Annotated in this window: 12 protein-coding genes; 10 read left to right on the forward strand and 2 right to left on the reverse strand. The window is 59.1% G+C overall.

Annotation, left to right across the window (positions count from 1 at the left end; genetic code table 11):
* The first annotated feature begins 103 nt into the window (after positions 1–103).
* The 10 genes from ihfB (at position 104) to B2J77_RS05800 (ending at position 16,210) form a co-directional block, all read left to right on the forward strand.
* Entirely contained in the window at positions 104–400 is a 297-nt protein-coding gene (gene ihfB / locus B2J77_RS05755) for an integration host factor subunit beta (protein WP_056807345.1), read from the forward strand.
* 18 nt (positions 401–418) lie between these two features.
* The gene (locus tag B2J77_RS05760; protein WP_078478149.1) at positions 419–682 is read left to right on the forward strand and encodes a lipopolysaccharide assembly protein LapA domain-containing protein; all 264 of its coding nucleotides are present in this window, start codon (positions 419–421) and stop codon (positions 680–682) included.
* Between the two features lie 101 nt (positions 683–783).
* Entirely contained in the window at positions 784–2,220 is a 1,437-nt protein-coding gene (locus B2J77_RS05765; protein ID WP_078478150.1) for an MBL fold metallo-hydrolase RNA specificity domain-containing protein, read from the forward strand.
* Between the two features lie 255 nt (positions 2,221–2,475).
* Positions 2,476–5,016 (forward strand): acyltransferase family protein, encoded by a 2,541-nt coding sequence (locus tag B2J77_RS05770; RefSeq protein ID WP_078478151.1) that lies wholly within the window; start codon positions 2,476–2,478, stop codon positions 5,014–5,016.
* Between the two features lie 269 nt (positions 5,017–5,285).
* A complete protein-coding gene (locus B2J77_RS05775; RefSeq protein WP_058638473.1) occupies positions 5,286–6,728 on the forward strand; it encodes a mannose-1-phosphate guanylyltransferase/mannose-6-phosphate isomerase in 1,443 nt (480 codons plus the stop codon).
* 123 nt (positions 6,729–6,851) lie between these two features.
* A complete protein-coding gene (locus tag B2J77_RS05780) occupies positions 6,852–8,213 on the forward strand; it encodes a phosphomannomutase/phosphoglucomutase (protein ID WP_058638472.1) in 1,362 nt (453 codons plus the stop codon).
* A 2-nt stretch (positions 8,214–8,215) separates the two neighbouring features.
* Positions 8,216–9,010 carry an ABC transporter permease gene (locus tag B2J77_RS05785; protein WP_058638471.1) on the forward strand — a complete coding sequence of 265 codons (795 nt, stop codon included), beginning with the start codon at positions 8,216–8,218 and terminating at the stop codon, positions 9,008–9,010.
* Entirely contained in the window at positions 9,007–10,314 is a 1,308-nt protein-coding gene (locus B2J77_RS05790; RefSeq protein ID WP_078478152.1) for an ABC transporter ATP-binding protein, read from the forward strand. Before B2J77_RS05785 ends, B2J77_RS05790 begins: the two co-directional genes overlap by 4 nt.
* Positions 10,311–12,452: a methyltransferase domain-containing protein gene (locus B2J77_RS05795; protein WP_078478153.1), complete on the forward strand. Its 2,142-nt coding sequence runs from the start codon at positions 10,311–10,313 to the stop codon at positions 12,450–12,452. The genes B2J77_RS05790 and B2J77_RS05795 overlap by 4 nt, the downstream gene beginning before the upstream one ends.
* Positions 12,452–16,210, forward strand: a complete 3,759-nt coding sequence (locus tag B2J77_RS05800; protein WP_078478154.1) for a glycosyltransferase — start codon at positions 12,452–12,454, stop codon at positions 16,208–16,210. The genes B2J77_RS05795 and B2J77_RS05800 overlap by 1 nt, the downstream gene beginning before the upstream one ends.
* 76 nt (positions 16,211–16,286) lie before the next feature.
* Here the strand turns inward: B2J77_RS05800 and B2J77_RS05805 are convergent, their stop codons facing one another.
* The gene (locus B2J77_RS05805) at positions 16,287–17,201 is read right to left on the reverse strand and encodes a metallophosphoesterase family protein (protein ID WP_194286094.1); all 915 of its coding nucleotides are present in this window, start codon (positions 17,199–17,201) and stop codon (positions 16,287–16,289) included.
* A 178-nt stretch (positions 17,202–17,379) separates the two neighbouring features.
* Positions 17,380–17,511 (reverse strand): hypothetical protein, encoded by a 132-nt coding sequence (locus tag B2J77_RS21705; RefSeq protein WP_267128938.1) that lies wholly within the window; start codon positions 17,509–17,511, stop codon positions 17,380–17,382.
* Positions 17,512–17,600: the final 89 nt, after the last annotated feature.

The raw sequence follows: 17,600 nt of genomic DNA on the forward strand, positions 1-17,600 counted from the left end.
AACATTCTTCGAATAAGTCAAGAACCGACCTGTTCAAATCCCTCGCACCGTGCTACAAACTGGTTAAGCAATGATCTAGCTGCTTGATAACGAAGGGAAAATCATGACGAAGTCGGAGCTGATCGAACGTATTGTCACCCATCAAGGGCTACTCTCGTCCAAGGACGTAGAGCTGGCCATCAAGACCATGCTTGAACAGATGTCACAATGCCTTGCTACCGGTGATCGCATCGAGATCCGCGGTTTTGGCAGCTTCTCGCTGCATTATCGGGCACCACGGGTAGGTCGCAACCCCAAGACCGGCCAGTCGGTCAGCCTCGAAGGCAAGTTCGTTCCGCACTTCAAACCCGGCAAGGAATTGCGTGATCGGGTCAATGAAGAAGACGAGGCCCATACCTGATTCCCTAGGAGCAACCCGATGCGTAACCTCAAGCGTGCACTGGCAGCTGTCTTCGTCCTGCTGCTGGCGGCTGTAGTGCTGTTCTTCGTGCTGGAAAACCAGCAGACCGTAGCCTTGACCCTGTTTGGCTGGGTTGCGCCACAGGTGCCGGTGGCAGTGGTGGTGCTGGCCGCGTTGATCATTGGCCTGGCCGTTGGGCCTTTGCTGGGCGCCTATGGTGTGCAGCGCAGCAAGCGCAAAATCCGGGCTTCGGCCCGCGAAGCGGCGCTGAGCGGCAGGTGAGGATTTTTCTTATAGTGCTTTAGGAAATGTCTGCCTATTAAAGCCACGGTCACCATGGACTAATTGCCCACTTCGTTTTAGCCCCGGCGAGAGTGCGCAGCATGGATTACCCCGGCCTAACCCACCATGGCGCTGTACGCGGCGTGACGGGTTCCTGCCATCAGCTTCATCTTGGCCCTGGCGTCAGCCTGCTGGTCGACTGCGGTGCCGAGCAGGGCGCCGATGTAATGCCGGGTGCGCAGGGCAGCGCGCTTGGGTTCGACATCACCGGCGTCCAGGCCCTGATCGTCACGCACGTGCACCTGGACCACGTAGGCCGCATTCCGGCATTGCTGGCCAAGGGGTACCGCGGCCCTATCTATTGCAGCGAGCCCTCTGCCAAATTACTGCCCCTGGTGCTCGAAGACGCCTTCAAACTCGGCATCGACAGCACACCTGCCCAGGTGGCCCGCTACATCACCCTGGTGCACAGCCTGATCGTGCCCCTGCCATTCGGGCATTGGCACGCCGTGGTTCAGCACCCGCAGGTGGCCTGCGCGATTCGCTTGCAGCGTGCCGGTCACCTTTTGGGTTCTGCCTACGTCGAATGCGACATCCAGCACGGGCCCAACAACACGCGCTATGTATTTTCAGGTGACCTGGGCCCCGGCAACGATCCCTTGCTGCGCCCCTTGCAGCCCCCGGAGCGTGCCGATGTGCTGGTGCTGGAAAGCACCTATGGCGACCGCCTTCACCCACCCACGGGTGATCGCATTCAGCGACTGGAAGCGGCCATCGACCGCGCGCTGGCCGATCACGGCACCTTGCTGATCCCGGCCTTCAGCCTGGGGCGCACCCAGGCACTGCTCCATGATCTTGAAGATGTCCTGCATCGCAAGGCCCTGCTGGGCAAGACGGGCCCCTCCCCACAAGGCGAGCCCGTGGATTGGTCGCAGCTGCCGATCATTCTCGATTCGCCCCTGGCTCAGCGCATCACCCAGGCCTACCGCGACCTGCACCCTTATTGGAACGAGCAGGCCAGGGCGCGCTTGGCAGGTGGCCGCGATCCGCTCGCATTCGGCCAGCTGATCAGCGTAGACACCCACGCCCGCCACCAGCAGGTGGTCAACTACCTCAAAAGCACCGGCCGGCCCGCCATCGTCATTGCAGGCAACGGCATGTGCTCGGGCGGGCGCATCGTCAATTACCTCAAGGGCATGCTGGGCGACCCCAGGCATGAAGTGATGTTCGTAGGCCACCAGGCCAAGGGGACGCCTGGGGCGGTGATCCAGGGCAGCTGTGGGGCGCCGGGAGTGGTGCAGGTGGAACTGGAGGGGCGGGGTTACGCTATCGCAGCCAAAGTCCTGAACGCGTCGGGGTACTCGGGGCATGCCGACCAGGCGGGGTTAGTGGCGTTTGCAACGGGGATGATGCAAGCACCCCATGCGGTGGTGCTGGTGCACGGCGAGCGCACAGCAAAGGTTGCCTTGTCCAAGGCACTGGCACGCTGCTATCGGCGCCTGCAATGGCCCACGAAGATCAGCATTCCGGAAGATTAGGCAGACAGGTGTGAATTATTTTCTGGGTTTGAACTCTGATGGCACGGTTTGCAGTCACGTCGCAGGTGAGTATTTGCGAGGGTTGCGCGCAGTCCACCTTAGCCGGTGCATCGTGCGGGGCTCATCCATGGGCCGTTGCCGTCCAAAAAACCAGCCCCCGTGCTATTTTAAGCACCGCTTGGGACCAGCCCGGCCGTATGAGAACAAGACGCCAATTTCTCTCCTCACAGACGATTCAGCAGTTTAGGACACAACATGATCCAGAAAGTGCCGGGGCAAAGCGCTCATGGTTCCTACTACCCCTATATAGACGGCTTACGTGCATTTGCCGTTTTGTCGGTAGTGATCTATCACCTGCATGCCGCATGGCTTCCCGGCGGTTTCGTCGGCGTTGACGTCTTTTTCGTCATTTCGGGCTTCATTGTAAGCGCTTCCATCGCGAATTACCGAAGCAGCTCATTTTTACAGTTCTTCGCATTTTTCTATGCCCGCCGTATCAAGCGCATTTTCCCTGCGCTCATCGTTTGTTTGCTGTTCACCGCTTACATGTCGGCGCTGTTTATCCCGTCCTCATGGCTCAGCGACGTCAATCAGCGGACCGGGCTGTACGCATTCCTGGGCTTGAGTAACTTCGTACTGGCCAGTACCGGGCGCAATTACTTTGCTCCCACCACCGAGTTCAACCCTTATACACATACCTGGTCCTTGGCAGTCGAGGAGCAATTCTACCTCGTGTTCCCGATTCTCTACCTGGCATGGTTGGGAGGTACTCACACACGCTGGCGCTCGTCAGCGTTATTCGGTATCGGGCTGGTAGCCTCGATTATCTATTCGGCCTGGCAAAGTCAGGTCAACCCTACTCAGGCGTTCTTCCTGAGCCCAGGCCGGTTCTGGGAGCTGGCAAGCGGGGTGCTGCTGTACCAGTTCATCAGTCGTAAACCTGTTGAGCTCACAGCCCAAAGCCCTGTCCAATGGTGGCGCGCAGTGCTGGCTGTAGTTTCTCTGGCAGCGCTGCTTGTCGCTTTCTGGGTTTCCCGGCCCGAACATTTCCCCATGCCCGGTGCATTGATGGCGGTGTTGGCAACGCTTGGCTTGATCTACAGCCTGCACCATCATCCTGAGTTGCGCCTCATGCATCGCCTGATTGGCAGTGCACCGATGGTCGGAATAGGGCGCATCTCTTATTCGCTTTACCTGTGGCATTGGCCGGTATTCGTATTGTTCCGCTGGACCTACGGCCTGGATGCGCCGGCCCAATGGATGAGCGCTGTTGTGATCGCCTTCGCTCTAGCGTGGCTGTCCTATCGCTTTGTTGAAACGCCTGTGCGCCAGTCCGGCGCCATGCGCAAGGTCCCGCAGTCGGGCATCATCGTAGGTGGTATTGCCGTCATCGGCCTGTCGTGCTGGCTGGCCATGGGCATCAACCATGCCGCGCCCAAGCTTTCGCTGAGCCAAGTGGCCAAGCACGCTGACGTCTGGTACCCAGACGGCTATCCACTCGACCCCAACTACCCAGGTTGCGTCGCAGGCCCTGACTTCCACCTAGTGGGCGGGGGGGTGATGTTGAGCTATAACCCGTTGGGGTGCCAGGACAATCGACCGCGCAATGACGCCAGTGTCTATGTGATAGGCGACTCCCATGCACTTGCTTATTCCAGCCTGTTCAAACAGTACGCCATTCGTCACGCCACGCAAATCAATGCGTACAACAACGGCGGCTGCCCGTTCATCAGCCTGCAGCCCGCACGCGATATGGACAACAGCGAGTGCAGGCGCAACACCGATGCTGCGTTGGCTGACTTGCGAAAGCGCATTAAACCAGGCGATATCTTGTTCCTGGCGTCACTTCGTTTGCCGCGCTTTGCTGATCAGTGGGCGTACTTCGGCGAGCAGGCGGCACGCTCCCAGATGTTCGGCCCAGCGGCAGAAGCCGGTCGCAAGCGGGCGGAAGACTACGCTGTGTCAGTACTCAAAGAGTTCACTGACATAGGCGTTCGCGTCGTTTTCGAAGGGCCGAAACCCCTGTACAAGGCGCCACCGTTCCGTTGCGCCGACTGGTTCGACAAAAGTAATCCTATTTGTGCGCCAGGTTTTGAAATGCCCCGAAGCATGATGGAGGCGTTCAGGGCGCCAGTGCTTTCCAGCTATGCCAACATTGCCGCACGGCTGCCTAATGTCGAAGTATGGGACCCGTTCCCTACCCTGTGTCCGGGTGATACCTGCAGTGCCTTTGATGGAGACAAGCCGCTGTTTCTTGACGGTGACCACCTGAGCGGGCATGGCAACATGGTGTTGCTCCCAGCCTTCACCGCTTTCATCGAGCCTCGATTGGGCCGCTACCCGGCATCGCTGGAGCAAGGCATCGATTTGGGCAAGACCGGCATTCCAGACTTTCTTACCAAGGTTTCCGGCTTCTCCCAGGCTGAAAGTTGGGGGCGCTGGACCGACGCTCATCTGGGGCCTGTCAGCCTCACCTTCGAGCAGCCTCTGCCACGGGACTTCGTTCTCCAGATCAGCGCCTTGGCTTATGGGCCGAACGCCGGTGCGCCTGTCACGGTCAGTGCAGGGGGTGTCAAACGCCAGGTCGTGTTCGGCGCTGATCAAAGTACCCGCGAGATCACCTTCGAAGGCGTTCAAGGCAACAGCATCGAAATTTTACCTCCCTCGCCCATCAGCCCCAGTGCGCTGGGTGCCAGCAGTGACGAGCGCCTTTTAGGCCTGGGTATTTCGCGTATCAGGGTGCAGCCGAGCGGGCAGTATCCGGCCCTGCAATCATCGCGTGCTGCTGCACAGTGAGCATTGTCGATGGCGGGCCCCCGGTGGCCCGCCGTTCCTACCTTGGATGGTCGTCAAGCCCTGGCGATACCGGGTGTGATGGTTCGGGGCAGGCAAGACTGGTAGGGGAGTTTCCTGATATTCTTTCGGCACACGGACTGGTGCTGGCTTACGCGCTTCGCCGCATGGCAGAGCAAGCAAAAACATGAAGCAACGTTATCATCACGATGATTCAGGCTTCTTCAGTAAATTGTCAGATGCCATGAGAGTGGCAACTAAGGATTAGATATATGGACCTGGTCCCGGTAATTCTTTCAGGTGGCGTCGGCAGCCGGCTATGGCCCGTGTCGCGAGAAGCGCACCCCAAGCCATTCATGACGCTGCCTGGTGGTCAGAACCTCATTCAAAAAACCTTCCTGCGCGCCTCGCGGCTGCCAGGAGTTTCCCAGGTGATGACGGTCACCAACCGTGAACTGTTGTTCAAGACTGAAGACGAATACCGCACGGTCAACCAGAGCGGCCATGCGCAAAGCTACATTCTGGAGCCTTTCGGCCGTAACACGGCAGCCGCTGTTGCCATGGCTGCGCTGCAGCTGCAGAAGGCCCAAGGTGACGACGCGCAGATGCTGGTGCTGGCCGCAGACCATCTGATCCAGGACGAGCAGGCATTTGCCCGCGCGGTTGCCACCGCACAACAGCTGGCCGCCGAGGGCTGGCTGGTGACGTTCGGTATTCAGCCTCAATACCCTGAAACAGGGTTTGGCTACATCGAGGCCTCCCACAGCTGTGGTGAGTCCGGCGGCCTCACCGTCGCCCGCTTCGTCGAAAAACCCGACCTGAAAACGGCCGAAGGCTATATCGCCGCCGGTAACTATTTCTGGAACTCGGGCATGTTCTGCTTCCGGGTTGGTACCGTACTGGCCGAGCTGCACCAGCACGCGCCAGAGGTGCTGGAAGTGGCTCAGCAAACACTGGCAGCCTCGCGCCTGGCCACCAGCGGTGCCGACAGTTGGCTCACGCTGGACACTGAGCAGTTTGCCAAGGCCCCGGACATCTCCATCGACTATGCGCTGATGGAGCGCTCCAGCAAGGTGGCGACAGTACCGTGCGACATCGGCTGGAACGACATCGGCTCCTGGAATGCGGTCAGCGAACTGACCTCGGTCGACCAGGACGGCAACCGTTTCGAAGGCGAAGTCCTCGCTCATGGCGCTAGCAATAACTACGTCAACAGCGAAGGTCGTCTGACGGCGTTGGTTGGTGTAAAGGATCTGCTGGTCATCGATACACCCGATGCGGTGCTGGTCGCTCACAAGGATCACGCCCAGGACGTCAAGCACATCGTCGGGCAGCTCAAGGCACAATCCCATACGGCTCATCTCCTGCACCAGACGGTACACCGTCCGTGGGGCACCTACACCACGTTGGAAAACGGTGAGCGTTTCAAGATCAAGCGTATCGTCGTCAAGCCAGGGGCATCCCTGTCATTGCAAATGCATCACCACCGCAGTGAGCACTGGATCGTGGTCAGTGGCATGGCCGTCGTGGTCAACGACAACCAAGAGCTGATGCTCAACACCAATGAATCCACGTTCATCCGTGCTGGCCATAAGCACCGCCTGAAAAACCCTGGTGTCATCGATCTGGTGCTGATCGAAGTCCAGAGCGGTGACTACCTGGGCGAAGACGATATTGTCCGCTTCGAAGACAATTACGGCCGCTGCACTAACTAGCCGTCACTGAACCTGCGCCGATCTTTGTTGCCATACGGGCTCGCAACGGCGCGGGGACGGCTCGCGTTTCATTCTCCACCGATGGCCACCTAAGGGTGGCCTCGGCACTTGAGTTGGAAGACAATGTTCGATCCCATCCAGACCCAATGCTTCAAGGCCTATGACATCCGAGGCCAGGTTCCTTCTCAACTGAACGACGATATTGCCTACCGCATCGGTCGAGCGCTGGTGCTGGAATTGAGCGGCAAGGCCTTTGTCGTTGGCCGCGACATGCGCCTGGAAAGCCCAGGCCTGGCGGCGGCGCTGACCCGCGGTATCGTCGATGCCGGTGCTGATGTCATCGACATCGGTCTTTGTGGCACCGAAGAGGTTTACTTTGCCACCAGCCACTACCAGGCCGATGGCGGGATAATGGTTACAGCCAGTCATAACCCTAAGGGCTATAACGGCATGAAACTGGTCAGGGCCCAATCACGCCCGATCAGTGGCGACACTGGTCTTGGCGCCGTGAAACAGCGTGTTGAAGCCGGCGACCTGGGCCAGGTCAGCCCGACATCAGGTAGCGTGCGTGAAGCGTTCGACAAGACTGCCTATCTAGACCACCTGCTTACCTACGTCGATGTGGCATCGCTCAAGCCCCTGAAGATTGTCGCCGACCCAGGCAATGGTGCCGCCGGGCCGGTGGTGCAGGCATTGGCTGCGCGCTTGCCCATCGAATGGGTGATGATCAACGCCGAGCCCGATGGCCATTTCCCCAACGGCGTGCCTAACCCCTTGCTGCCAGAAAACCGTGAGCTTACCCGCCAGGCGCTGCTTGACGCAGGTGCCGACATGGCATTGGCCTGGGACGGTGACTTTGACCGGTGCTTCTTCTTCGACGCCAGCGGGCGGTTCATCGAGGGCTATTACCTGGTCGGCCTGCTGGCCGAAATGCTGCTCAGGCAGCAGCCAGGCAGCAAAATCATTCACGACCCTCGCCTGACCTGGAACACTATCGAGCAAGTCGAATCTGCCGGCGGTATTGCCATCCAGAGCAAGACCGGTCACGCCTTCATCAAGGAGCGCATGCGTGCAGAAGACGCCGTCTATGGCGGCGAGATGAGCGCACACCATTACTTCCGTGATTTTGCCTACTGCGACAGTGGCATGATCCCTTGGCTGCTCGTAGCAGCCTTGATGTCGCAGACCGGCAAGACCCTCGCTCAGTTGGTGGACGAGCGCATCGCCGCCTTCCCGTGCAGCGGCGAAATCAACTACCAGGTCGATGACGTCAACAGCAGCATCGAAAAGATCCTGGCGTACTACCTGCCACAACAGCCGACGGTCGACAGGACCGATGGCATCAGTGTGGAGTTTGCCGACTGGCGATTCAGTCTGCGTGGCTCCAATACCGAGCCTCTATTGCGTCTGAACGTAGAAAGCCGTGCCCAACAGGCGCTGGTGGATGAGCGTGTTGCGGAAATCGAGCGTCTGATTCAGGAGTAACCATGCTAGGCATGTTGAGAGGTTTGTGGAGCTACCGTAACTTCGTGGTTACGTCGATCCGCAACGAATTTATCGCTCGTTTTTCGCGATCGAAGTTAGGCGGTCTGTGGATGATCATTCATCCACTGGCGCAAGTGGCGATCTATGCGCTGATTCTGTCCAATGTACTAGGCGCCAAGCTGCCCGGCATAGACAACAAGTACGCGTACGCCCTGTATCTGATGGCAGGGATGCTAGCGTGGAACCTGTTCGCTGAGGTTGTCAGCCGATGCCTCACGCTCTTTATCGAGCAGGGCAACCTGATGAAGAAAATGAGCTTCCCGCGCATTACCTTGCCAGTGATCGTGGTGGGAACGGCGTTGCTCAACAACCTGTTGCTGTTCGTTGCAGTGGTCGCAGTGTTCACCGCATTTGGCCAGCCGCCGACGTTGCAAGCCTTGTGGTTGCTGCCCTTGACGTTTGCAGTGGTGGCCCTGGCTGTGGGCATTGGCCTGATTCTTGGTGTGCTCAACGTGTTTTTGCGGGATATCGGGCAAGTGGTGCCTATCATTCTGCAGGTCTGGTTCTGGTTTACCCCGATCGTTTACTCGGTGAACATCATCCCGGAGTACATGAAGGGCGTGCTGCAAATGAACCCGATGTACCCGATCGTGACCGGGTATCACAACGTACTGGTCTACAACCGTACACCGAACCTGGATGAAACCGGCATGATCACCGCCGTCGCCGTGGGCCTGATGGTCATCGGCCTGTTCATGTTCCGGCGTGCGTCGGCAGAGATGGTGGATTCCCTATGAGCCTTGTGAAAGTCAGTAACCTGGGGAAAGCCTACAGAAGTTACCGCTCCGAATGGCAGCGTATTGCCCGTTGGTTCTTTGTGCCGCTCAAGCCCTCGGCCGAGCACTGGATCCTGAACGACGTCAGCTTCACGATCGAAGCGGGCGAAGCTATCGGCATTGTCGGCAAGAACGGTGCCGGTAAGTCGACCCTGCTGAAAATGATCACAGGTACGCTCCAACCCACGCAGGGTGAAGTGCGTATCAACGGGCGCATCTCCGCTATCCTGGAATTGGGCATGGGGTTCAACCCCGAGCTTACGGGGCGGCAGAACGTGCGGCACGTGGCCGGCCTTATGGGCTTCAGCTCTGAAGAAATCGATCGCGTGATGCCCGAGATCGAAGCGTTTGCCGAAATTGGCGAATACTTCGATACCCACGTGCGCACCTATTCGAGTGGCATGCAGATGCGTATCGCCTTTGCAGTGGCCACGGCGTTTCGCCCTGATGTGTTGATCGTGGACGAGGCACTTTCGGTGGGCGATGCCTACTTCCAGGCCAAGTGCTACACGCGCATTGCCGAATTCAAGAAGCAGGGCACGGCCTTGATTCTTGTTTCGCACAGCCCAGGCGACGTCGTGAAGCACTGCGAGCGTGCCATCATGCTCAAGGACGGCCGCGTCGAGATGGACGGTAGTGCGCGCGACGTCACCAACCGTTACCTGGACGAGTTGTTCGGAAAAGCGCCAGTGCTGAAGGCGGTGAGCGCAGAAGTGGAACAGCAATTGAGCTCGAAGATGCTCGAAGGCGCAACGGACGACTTCCATACCCGTCCTGGTTACCGCAAGGAAGAATACCGGTGGGGGCACACGGGCGCGACCATTCTCGATTACCTGATAGTCGCCGATGGCGTGCAGTACCCTTCGCAGATTGAAAGCAACAGCCCGGTGGACTTCTATTTCAAGGTTCGCTTCGATCAGGACTACGACAGCGTAGTCCCGGGTTTTCTGCTCAAAACGCTGGAAGGCATTTTCCTGTACGGCACGAACTCCTTCCTGGCGGGTAAAAGTGCCGACACCATTCGCGCACGTGCCGGTGACATCAAGGTGTTTCGCTTCTCGGTGCCCATGCACCTGAATGCAGGTCACTACCTGGTGTCCTTCGGCGTCTCGGCCGGTGATCCGCTGCATGACTTGCAACCGCTGGACCGCCGTTACGATTCTGTTTTGCTGAATGTCACCAGGCCAATGCAGTTTTCAGGAATTGTTGATATGCAATCTGCATTCTCAGAATGCGGAAAGCACCTTGAGGTACCCTCCAAATGAGCACTATCGAGTCGCAGGTAGCCAGTCTGCCGGAGCTGTATCAGCCCATTTTTGGCCACCCCGAATTATCCGAAGGCAGCTCGCGCACCAGCCATGACCGCCTGGCGCATATAGCGGGTATCTACAAGGTGGTGGAACGTATCCAGGGCCGCCCGCTGAAAGTGCTTGACCTGGGCTGTGCACAAGGTTTTTTCAGCCTCAACCTGGCAGCTCTGGGCGCGCAGGTGCACGGCATCGACTATCTGGAGCAGAACGTCCAGGTATGTCGCGCCCTGTTGGCCGAACACCCCGAGTACAAGGCTCAGTTCACGTTCGGCAAGGTGCAGGACTTCCTCGAAACGGTCGAGCCTGGGCAGTTTGATATGGTGTTGGGCCTGAGTGTGTTCCACCATTTGGTATACGACTTGGGCAAAGAGCACATAAAGGCGCTGCTTGAGCAGTTGCTGCACAAAGTCGTGGTTTTCGTGGGTGAGTTTGCAGTGGCTGAAGAGCCGTTGTACTGGGGGCCGGCCCAACCGGAAGACCCACGCTATTTGCTCGAAAACAGCGCCTTCCTGCATGAGCTTGCGCGACACTCCACCCACCTGGCCGAGATCCAGCGCCCCCTCTATGTTGCCAGTAACCAGATCTGGTACCTCGAAGGGGTCGGTCAGCGTATCAGCTCTTGGACCCCCGACTCTCACGCACTGGCAGATGGTGCGCACCAGGGCGCACGCCGTTATTACGAGAGTGATGACTATTTCGTCAAAGTCTTTCGGGTCGATGGCACATTCGGTGCTCGAAACCGAACTGAACTGGAGCGCGAGGCGCAGTTTCTTCTGCATCCGCCTGCAGGGTTCGACGCCCCGGCCCATCATGTCAGTGGCGCGAACGCTACAGAAAGCTGGTTGGTGACTGACCGGATCAAGGGGCAATTGCTACTCGACGTGATTGCCAGAGGTGAGCCGCTGAACAAGCAGGCGGTATTGCTGGATGTACTCAGGCAGCTGGCCTTGCTGGAACAGCATGGTTTCTATCACGACGATGTCCGGGTATGGAACGTGATGCTCGATACCGGCGGCAAGGCTCGGCTCATAGATTTCGGCTCCATCGGCAACCAGCCCACTGACTGTGTCTGGCCACACAACCTTTATCTGGCCTTCATGATTTTCGTCAAGGAAGTGGTGACTGGCAGCGTCGATAAGCCAATGCCGTTGCGTGAAATTGCCATCAGCCCGTTCAGCCTGCCGCAACCGTACGCCAACTGGATGAACAGCCTCTGGAGCAAGCCGGTGAGTACCTGGAGCTTCCAGTTGCTGCTCGACACGTTGCAGGGGCTTTCAGAGCACAGCGATGAGCCAGTGCCCGACACGTCGAGCGTGCTGTGGATGAGCAGCATCGAAAGTGCTCTTCAAGCAATCAAAAAGCATGTGCACCACGTGGAAACCCATCAAAACGCTGCAAGCTCCCGCATCGAAGACCGTCTGAGAGCACTGGACGAGAAAAGCGATCGGATGTCGCAAGTCTACGAACGCCACCTGGCTGAACTTCAGCAGGAGCGGACGAAGCTGGCCGATGAAGTACAAAGCCATATCCAGGCCAACCGAGCGATCGACGCGCAACTTCGCGCCTCCCAGGCAGACCTTGACCGCTGGGCAAAAAAGGCCCAGGAGCACGAAGCCCATGCGGCGGCCAGCCAGGCACAATTGCAGGCCAGTCAGGCCCACGCGGCTGCAGCCGAGGAACGTGCCGCGCTCAGCGAGCAGCGGGTACAGGCGCTGTTGACCAGCACCTCCTGGTTCATGACCAAGCCCATGCGGGTAGCCGTGGTGCAGGGCAAGCGGGTAACCCGCGGCCTGCTACAGCGCAGCAAGGCCGTAGTGCGCAAAGGGCTGGTAGTGCTAATCCGCCAGGCGGCCGCGCGTCCGGAGGCCAAACGCAAGCTGGTCAACTTGATCAACCAATACCCGCCTCTGGCCTCGAGGCTGCGCCAGTTTGCCCGTCACCACGGCCTGGCCGGTGCACATCCTGTCGCCTCCTCAATGCCAAGCATGATGCAGGCCATGGCTGCTGGCACTGTCGATGACACCTTGTCGGCACGCGGGCTGGAGGTGTTACACAAGTTCGAGAAAGCGACCAAGATTAAGGATGTGCGTTGATGCGTATTGTTATTGACATGCAAGGGGCACAGACCGAAAGCCGCTTCCGCGGCATTGGTCGCTATACACTGTCCTTTGCCCAGGGCATCGTCCGTAATCGCGGCGATCACGAAGTCTTCCTGGCACTCAATGGCCTGTTCGCGCATACCATCGAAGGCATTCGCGAAGCATTCCAGGGGCTTTTGCCCCAGGAGAACATTCGGGTCTGGCACGCCCCAGGCCCGGTCCAGGAGATCGACCCTGGCAACACGGCGCGCCGCCAGAATGCCGAGTTGATACGAGAGGCGTTTCTCGCCAGCCTCAAGCCGGACGTCATTCACATCACCAGCTTGTTCGAAGGCTATATCGACGATGCGATCAGCAGCGTAGGGCTGCTCGATACCCAAGTCCCGGTCACCGTCTCGCTCTATGACCTGATTCCGCTGCTCAACCCCGACCACTACCTCAAGCCCAACCCCAGCTACGAGCAGTACTACATGCGCAAGGTAGGGTACCTACAGCGCGCCAGTGGGCTGCTGGCCATCTCGGCCTTCTCCCGTCAGGAAACACTGGATACCCTCGGCGTGCCAGCCGAGCGCGTCGTAAACGTATCGACTGCCATCGACGACCATTTCAAGCCATGTGAAGTAAGCCCGGCCCATGCGCAAGCGCTTCAGGCCAAGTTCGGGCTCGACAGGCCATTCGTGCTGTACACCGGCGGGGCGGACGAACGCAAGAACCTGCCGCGCTTGATCCAGGCCTTTGCCAGGCTCGAGAGCGGCCTGCGTCAGCACCACCAGCTACTGTTCGCCGGGAAGATGTCCGAAGGCGACCGGATGGGGTTGATGCAGGAGGCGCGTAAAGCCGGCTTGCGCGAGGATGAACTGCGCTTCACCAACTACGTGACCGAAGAAGAGCTGGTACAGCTCTACAACCTGTGCGAGCTCTTCGTTTTCCCATCCTGGCATGAGGGCTTTGGTCTGCCGGCGCTGGAGGCCATGGCCTGTGGTGCGCCAGTGATCGCCGCCAACACCTCCAGCCTGCCTGAAGTCATCGGCTTGGAAACAGCGCTTTTCGATCCCCTCGACGTTGCCTCCATCACGGCCAAGATGACCGAGGCACTTGGCAACGAAGCGTTTCTGAATGCCCAGCGCGCCCATGCGCTGCAGCAGGCACGCCGGTTCTCCTGGGACCAGACAGCAAAGCGCACCATTGAAGCCTTCGAAGCCATCGCGGCCGTCGAGCCCGCACGGCACAGTACACCTGGCCAGGGGCCGAAACCCAGGCTGGCCTTTGTCTCGCCGTTACCGCCCGAGCGCACAGGCATTGCCGACTACAGCGCAGAGTTGCTGCCTGCGCTTGCCGAGTATTACCACATCAGCTTGATCGTGGCCCAAGACCGCTATGAACAGCACTGGGTGCAGGCCGGGTTCGATGTGCATGATGCACAGTGGTTGCTGGACAATGCCCACACCGTCGACCGGGTGATCTATCAGATGGGCAACTCGCCGTATCACGACCATATGCTGGCGTTGATGCAGGCAGTGCCTGGCACCGTGGTCCTGCATGATTTCTATATGAGCGGCCTGATGAGCTGGCGCGAGCAACACGCCGGCTATTCCCATGACTGGGTCAAGGCGCTGTACGCCAGCCACGGCTACAAGGCCGCAGCAGAGCTGTACCGGGATGCAGATGCAGCCAGGCTCAATTACCCCGTCAACCTGCACCCGCTGCAGCACGCTCAGGGGCTGATCGTTCATTCCGAATACTCCTGCAAGCTTGCCCGGCAATGGTACAGCGACTCTGACCCCGCCAATTGGCACGTCATCCCCCTGCTGCGCGAGCCTGCCCTGCAACCGGACAGGGCCACGGCACGTAGGCAATTGGGGTTGGGTGAGGACGATTTTGTCGTATGCAGCTTCGGCTTCCTGGACCCTTCCAAGCTCAACCATCAGGTGCTTGATGCGTGGTTTGGCAGTTCGCTGGCGCAGGACAAGACCTGCAAGCTGGTGTTCGTCGGTGACAACCATGGCGGTGCGTATGGCCAACAACTGCTCGACACCATTCGCCGCAGCGGCCATGCCAGTACGGTCAAGATCACCGGTTATGCCTCGCGTGAAACTTTCCATCAGTACCTTCAGGCCGCCGACATGGCGATACAGCTGCGTACCACATCGCGCGGCGAGACGTCGGCCGCTGTGCTGGACTGCATGAACTACGGCCTGCCATTGGTCGTCAATGCCAACGGTTCCATGGCCGAGCTCGATGCTGAAGCGGTCTGGCTACTGCCTGACGACTGCACCGTTGACAGCTTGATCGAGGCGATCAACGCATTGCACGGCGACCCACAGCTGCGCGCCACCCTCGGTAACCACGCACGCAGCGTTATCCACGACAAGCACGCCCCCGCTGCCTGTGCACGTGCCTATTTCGAAGCCATTGAAGCGTTCGACCGCACCGCGCGCGCCGGGGTAGACAGCCTGGTCACTGAGCTTGTAGCGCGTAACCAGGCCCTGACCGACGTTGAACGCCGGCAATTGTCGCAGTGCATCGCGCTCAACATGCCGTTGATGCGCCCGCAACGCAGACTATTCCTGGACGTAACCGCCACCAGCCACTCCGACTTGAAGACAGGCATCGAGCGCGTAGCCCGCGCCTTGATGCTGGCCCTGCTGCAAAACCCGCCTGCCGGCTACCGCATCGAGCCGGTTTATCTGAGCGACAAGAGCGGCAGCTGGAACTATCACTACGCCCGTCGCTATACCCTGGACATGCTGGGGGTTGCGCATGACTGGGCGACCGAAGAGCGGGTCGACCCAATGGCCGGCGACGTGCTGATTGGCCTGGACCTCTCCGGCGATACACTGGTACGGGCCAACGAAGCGGGGCTTATCCAGTATTACCGCGATACCGGGGTGGCCGTATGGTTCATGCTTCACGACTTGCTACCGCTGCGCATGCCCCATGTCTTCCCACCAGGGACCGAACCTGGTTTTGCACAGTGGCTCAAGGTGCTCACGGGCATGGATGGGGTTGTCGCCGTGTCCAAGGCAGTGGCCGATGACTTGCAAGCGTGGGTCAAAGAGCAGGCCCTGGAACGCAAGGGTAAGCGAGCCCTGCAGATCAATTGGTCTCACCACGGCGCGGACCTTGCAAACTCAGCGCCCAGCAAAGGCATGCCTGCCAGTGCCGAACAAACGCTGAGCACGCTGCGTGCCAAGCCGACCTTCCTGCTGGTGGGTACCGTCGAGCCTCGCAAGTCCTACCTTCAAGCCCTTAAAGCGTTCGAGCTGCTTTGGGACGAAGGGGTAGACGTGAACCTGGCCATCGTGGGCGGGGAGGGTTGGAAAGCCTTGGGCGATGAAGCACGTCGCGATATACCAGAGACTATCGCCCGGTTGCGTGAGCATCCACAGCAGGGCCAGCGGCTGTTCTGGCTGACCGGCATCAGCGACGAGTACCTCGAGCAGGTGTACGCCAGCAGTGCCTGCCTGGTGTTTACCTCGGTGGGCGAAGGGTTCGGCCTGCCGTTGATCGAGGCTGCTCAGCATGGCCTGCCCATTCTGGCGCGGGATATCCCGATCTTCAGGGAAGTAGCGCTGGATCATGCTTACTACTTCAAGGGGGAGCAGCCCGCCGATTTGGCTCAGAGCATCAAGGCCTGGCTGGCCTTGTTCGAGCAGGGCCAGCATCCTGACTCCAAGGGCATGCCATCGCTGACATGGGCTCAAAGCGCGCAACGGCTAACCGAAATCGTGTTGGCTGAACGCCTCGGCTGATAGCCTTCGGGCCGCCACTGGCGCCTGTATTCAGGCGTTGGTGGCTTGCCGGTGATGGTTCGCACCCCGGGCTTGCTTAGGCCGGTTCGAAGCGTACGTCCAGATACCCGCCCGCAAGGTTAGGCGGCGCCACGAATTGCGCAATTCCGTTGAACACATCCACCGACTGACTGTGAATATGGCCTGCCAGGATGCCGACCAGGTTTGGCGTCGAAAACACACGTCGGTGAAACTCCATGGTCACGTCGCTGTGCTTGGCTGGCCACTGTTCCCGTCGCTCCATGGTGTACAGGGTGTCACTGGCAGCCCCCCAATACGGGTTGCCACACGAGAACGTGATAGGCCTGCCCGGTACGTACAAAGGCACATGCGCGACCAACACCACAGGCCCATCGAACGCAGCCTGCCGGACGAAGTACTCCAGTTGCTCGGGCACTATCTGGTTGGTTGAATCATCAATGACGATAAAGCGGATACCGTTCACGTCGCGTGTAGACATAAGGGGGTTGGCCCCTTGGTACAACGGCTTCAACCGCTTTTCAGACCACTCCCGGCGTAGGCTATCCTGGCTTCCCGTCATACCCTCGTAGTGCCAATCATGGTTACCCGCGATGTAGGTATAGGGAATACCGCACGCCTTGAGCTTGCCTTGTACCCACTCAATAGCAGCTTCGGACGGGTAGCTAACGATGTCGCCACCCAGAACCAGCAAATCCACCTTTTGCTCGGCAGCCAGATCAAGCGTTGCTTCGAACGCCTGCATGGGGTTGGTCGGTTGACCGGTCTGGAAATGCTGCGTTTGGTTATAGGCGGCGGCCATGCGTTCGCTGTATTGCCGATAGGGCAATTCACGCTCGTCGCTTTGCCAGAGATGCGTGTCCGACAAAAAAAAGACACGGGTAGATTGTGCAAACGCGGGACCGAAAAGCCTAACCTGGACACCTGTGACCGAGAACTCCGGGCGAGGGAAGGTAGCCATGGGCTGCGCCATCAGGCTACCTGCCCCAGTCAGGCCCAAAGTAGACAAGCCTGTGAACTGCAAGAAACGTCGTCTGAGCATTTAGTGCCAATCCATGGCCAGTTGAAAAGGTGGTCCAGATTAGCAATAGGGGATTTCGATCAGCAATAGAGCATTTTGAATATCTGTTGAATATGTCTCAAAGGACGATCTACTCAGAAGCTTGGGCGCGGGCGTGCTCGCACGGTATGCCGGGTTCGATACAGAACAGGGGCTCGGTTTGCTGTTTGCCTTGATAGAACTTGGTTTTGCCGGCGGTGACGCCGGTGTGGTGTGCGGTCATTGGTTGATCTCCCTAATTGTTTGCTGCCAGTGCTGCAGTGCGGGCGACCATTGCTTGGCAATGGTCTGCCTGGCGCAGCGCCAGCTGGC

Origin of the sequence: Pseudomonas parafulva, assembly GCF_002021815.1 — a bacterium.
Lineage (GTDB): Bacteria > Pseudomonadota > Gammaproteobacteria > Pseudomonadales > Pseudomonadaceae > Aquipseudomonas > Aquipseudomonas parafulva_B.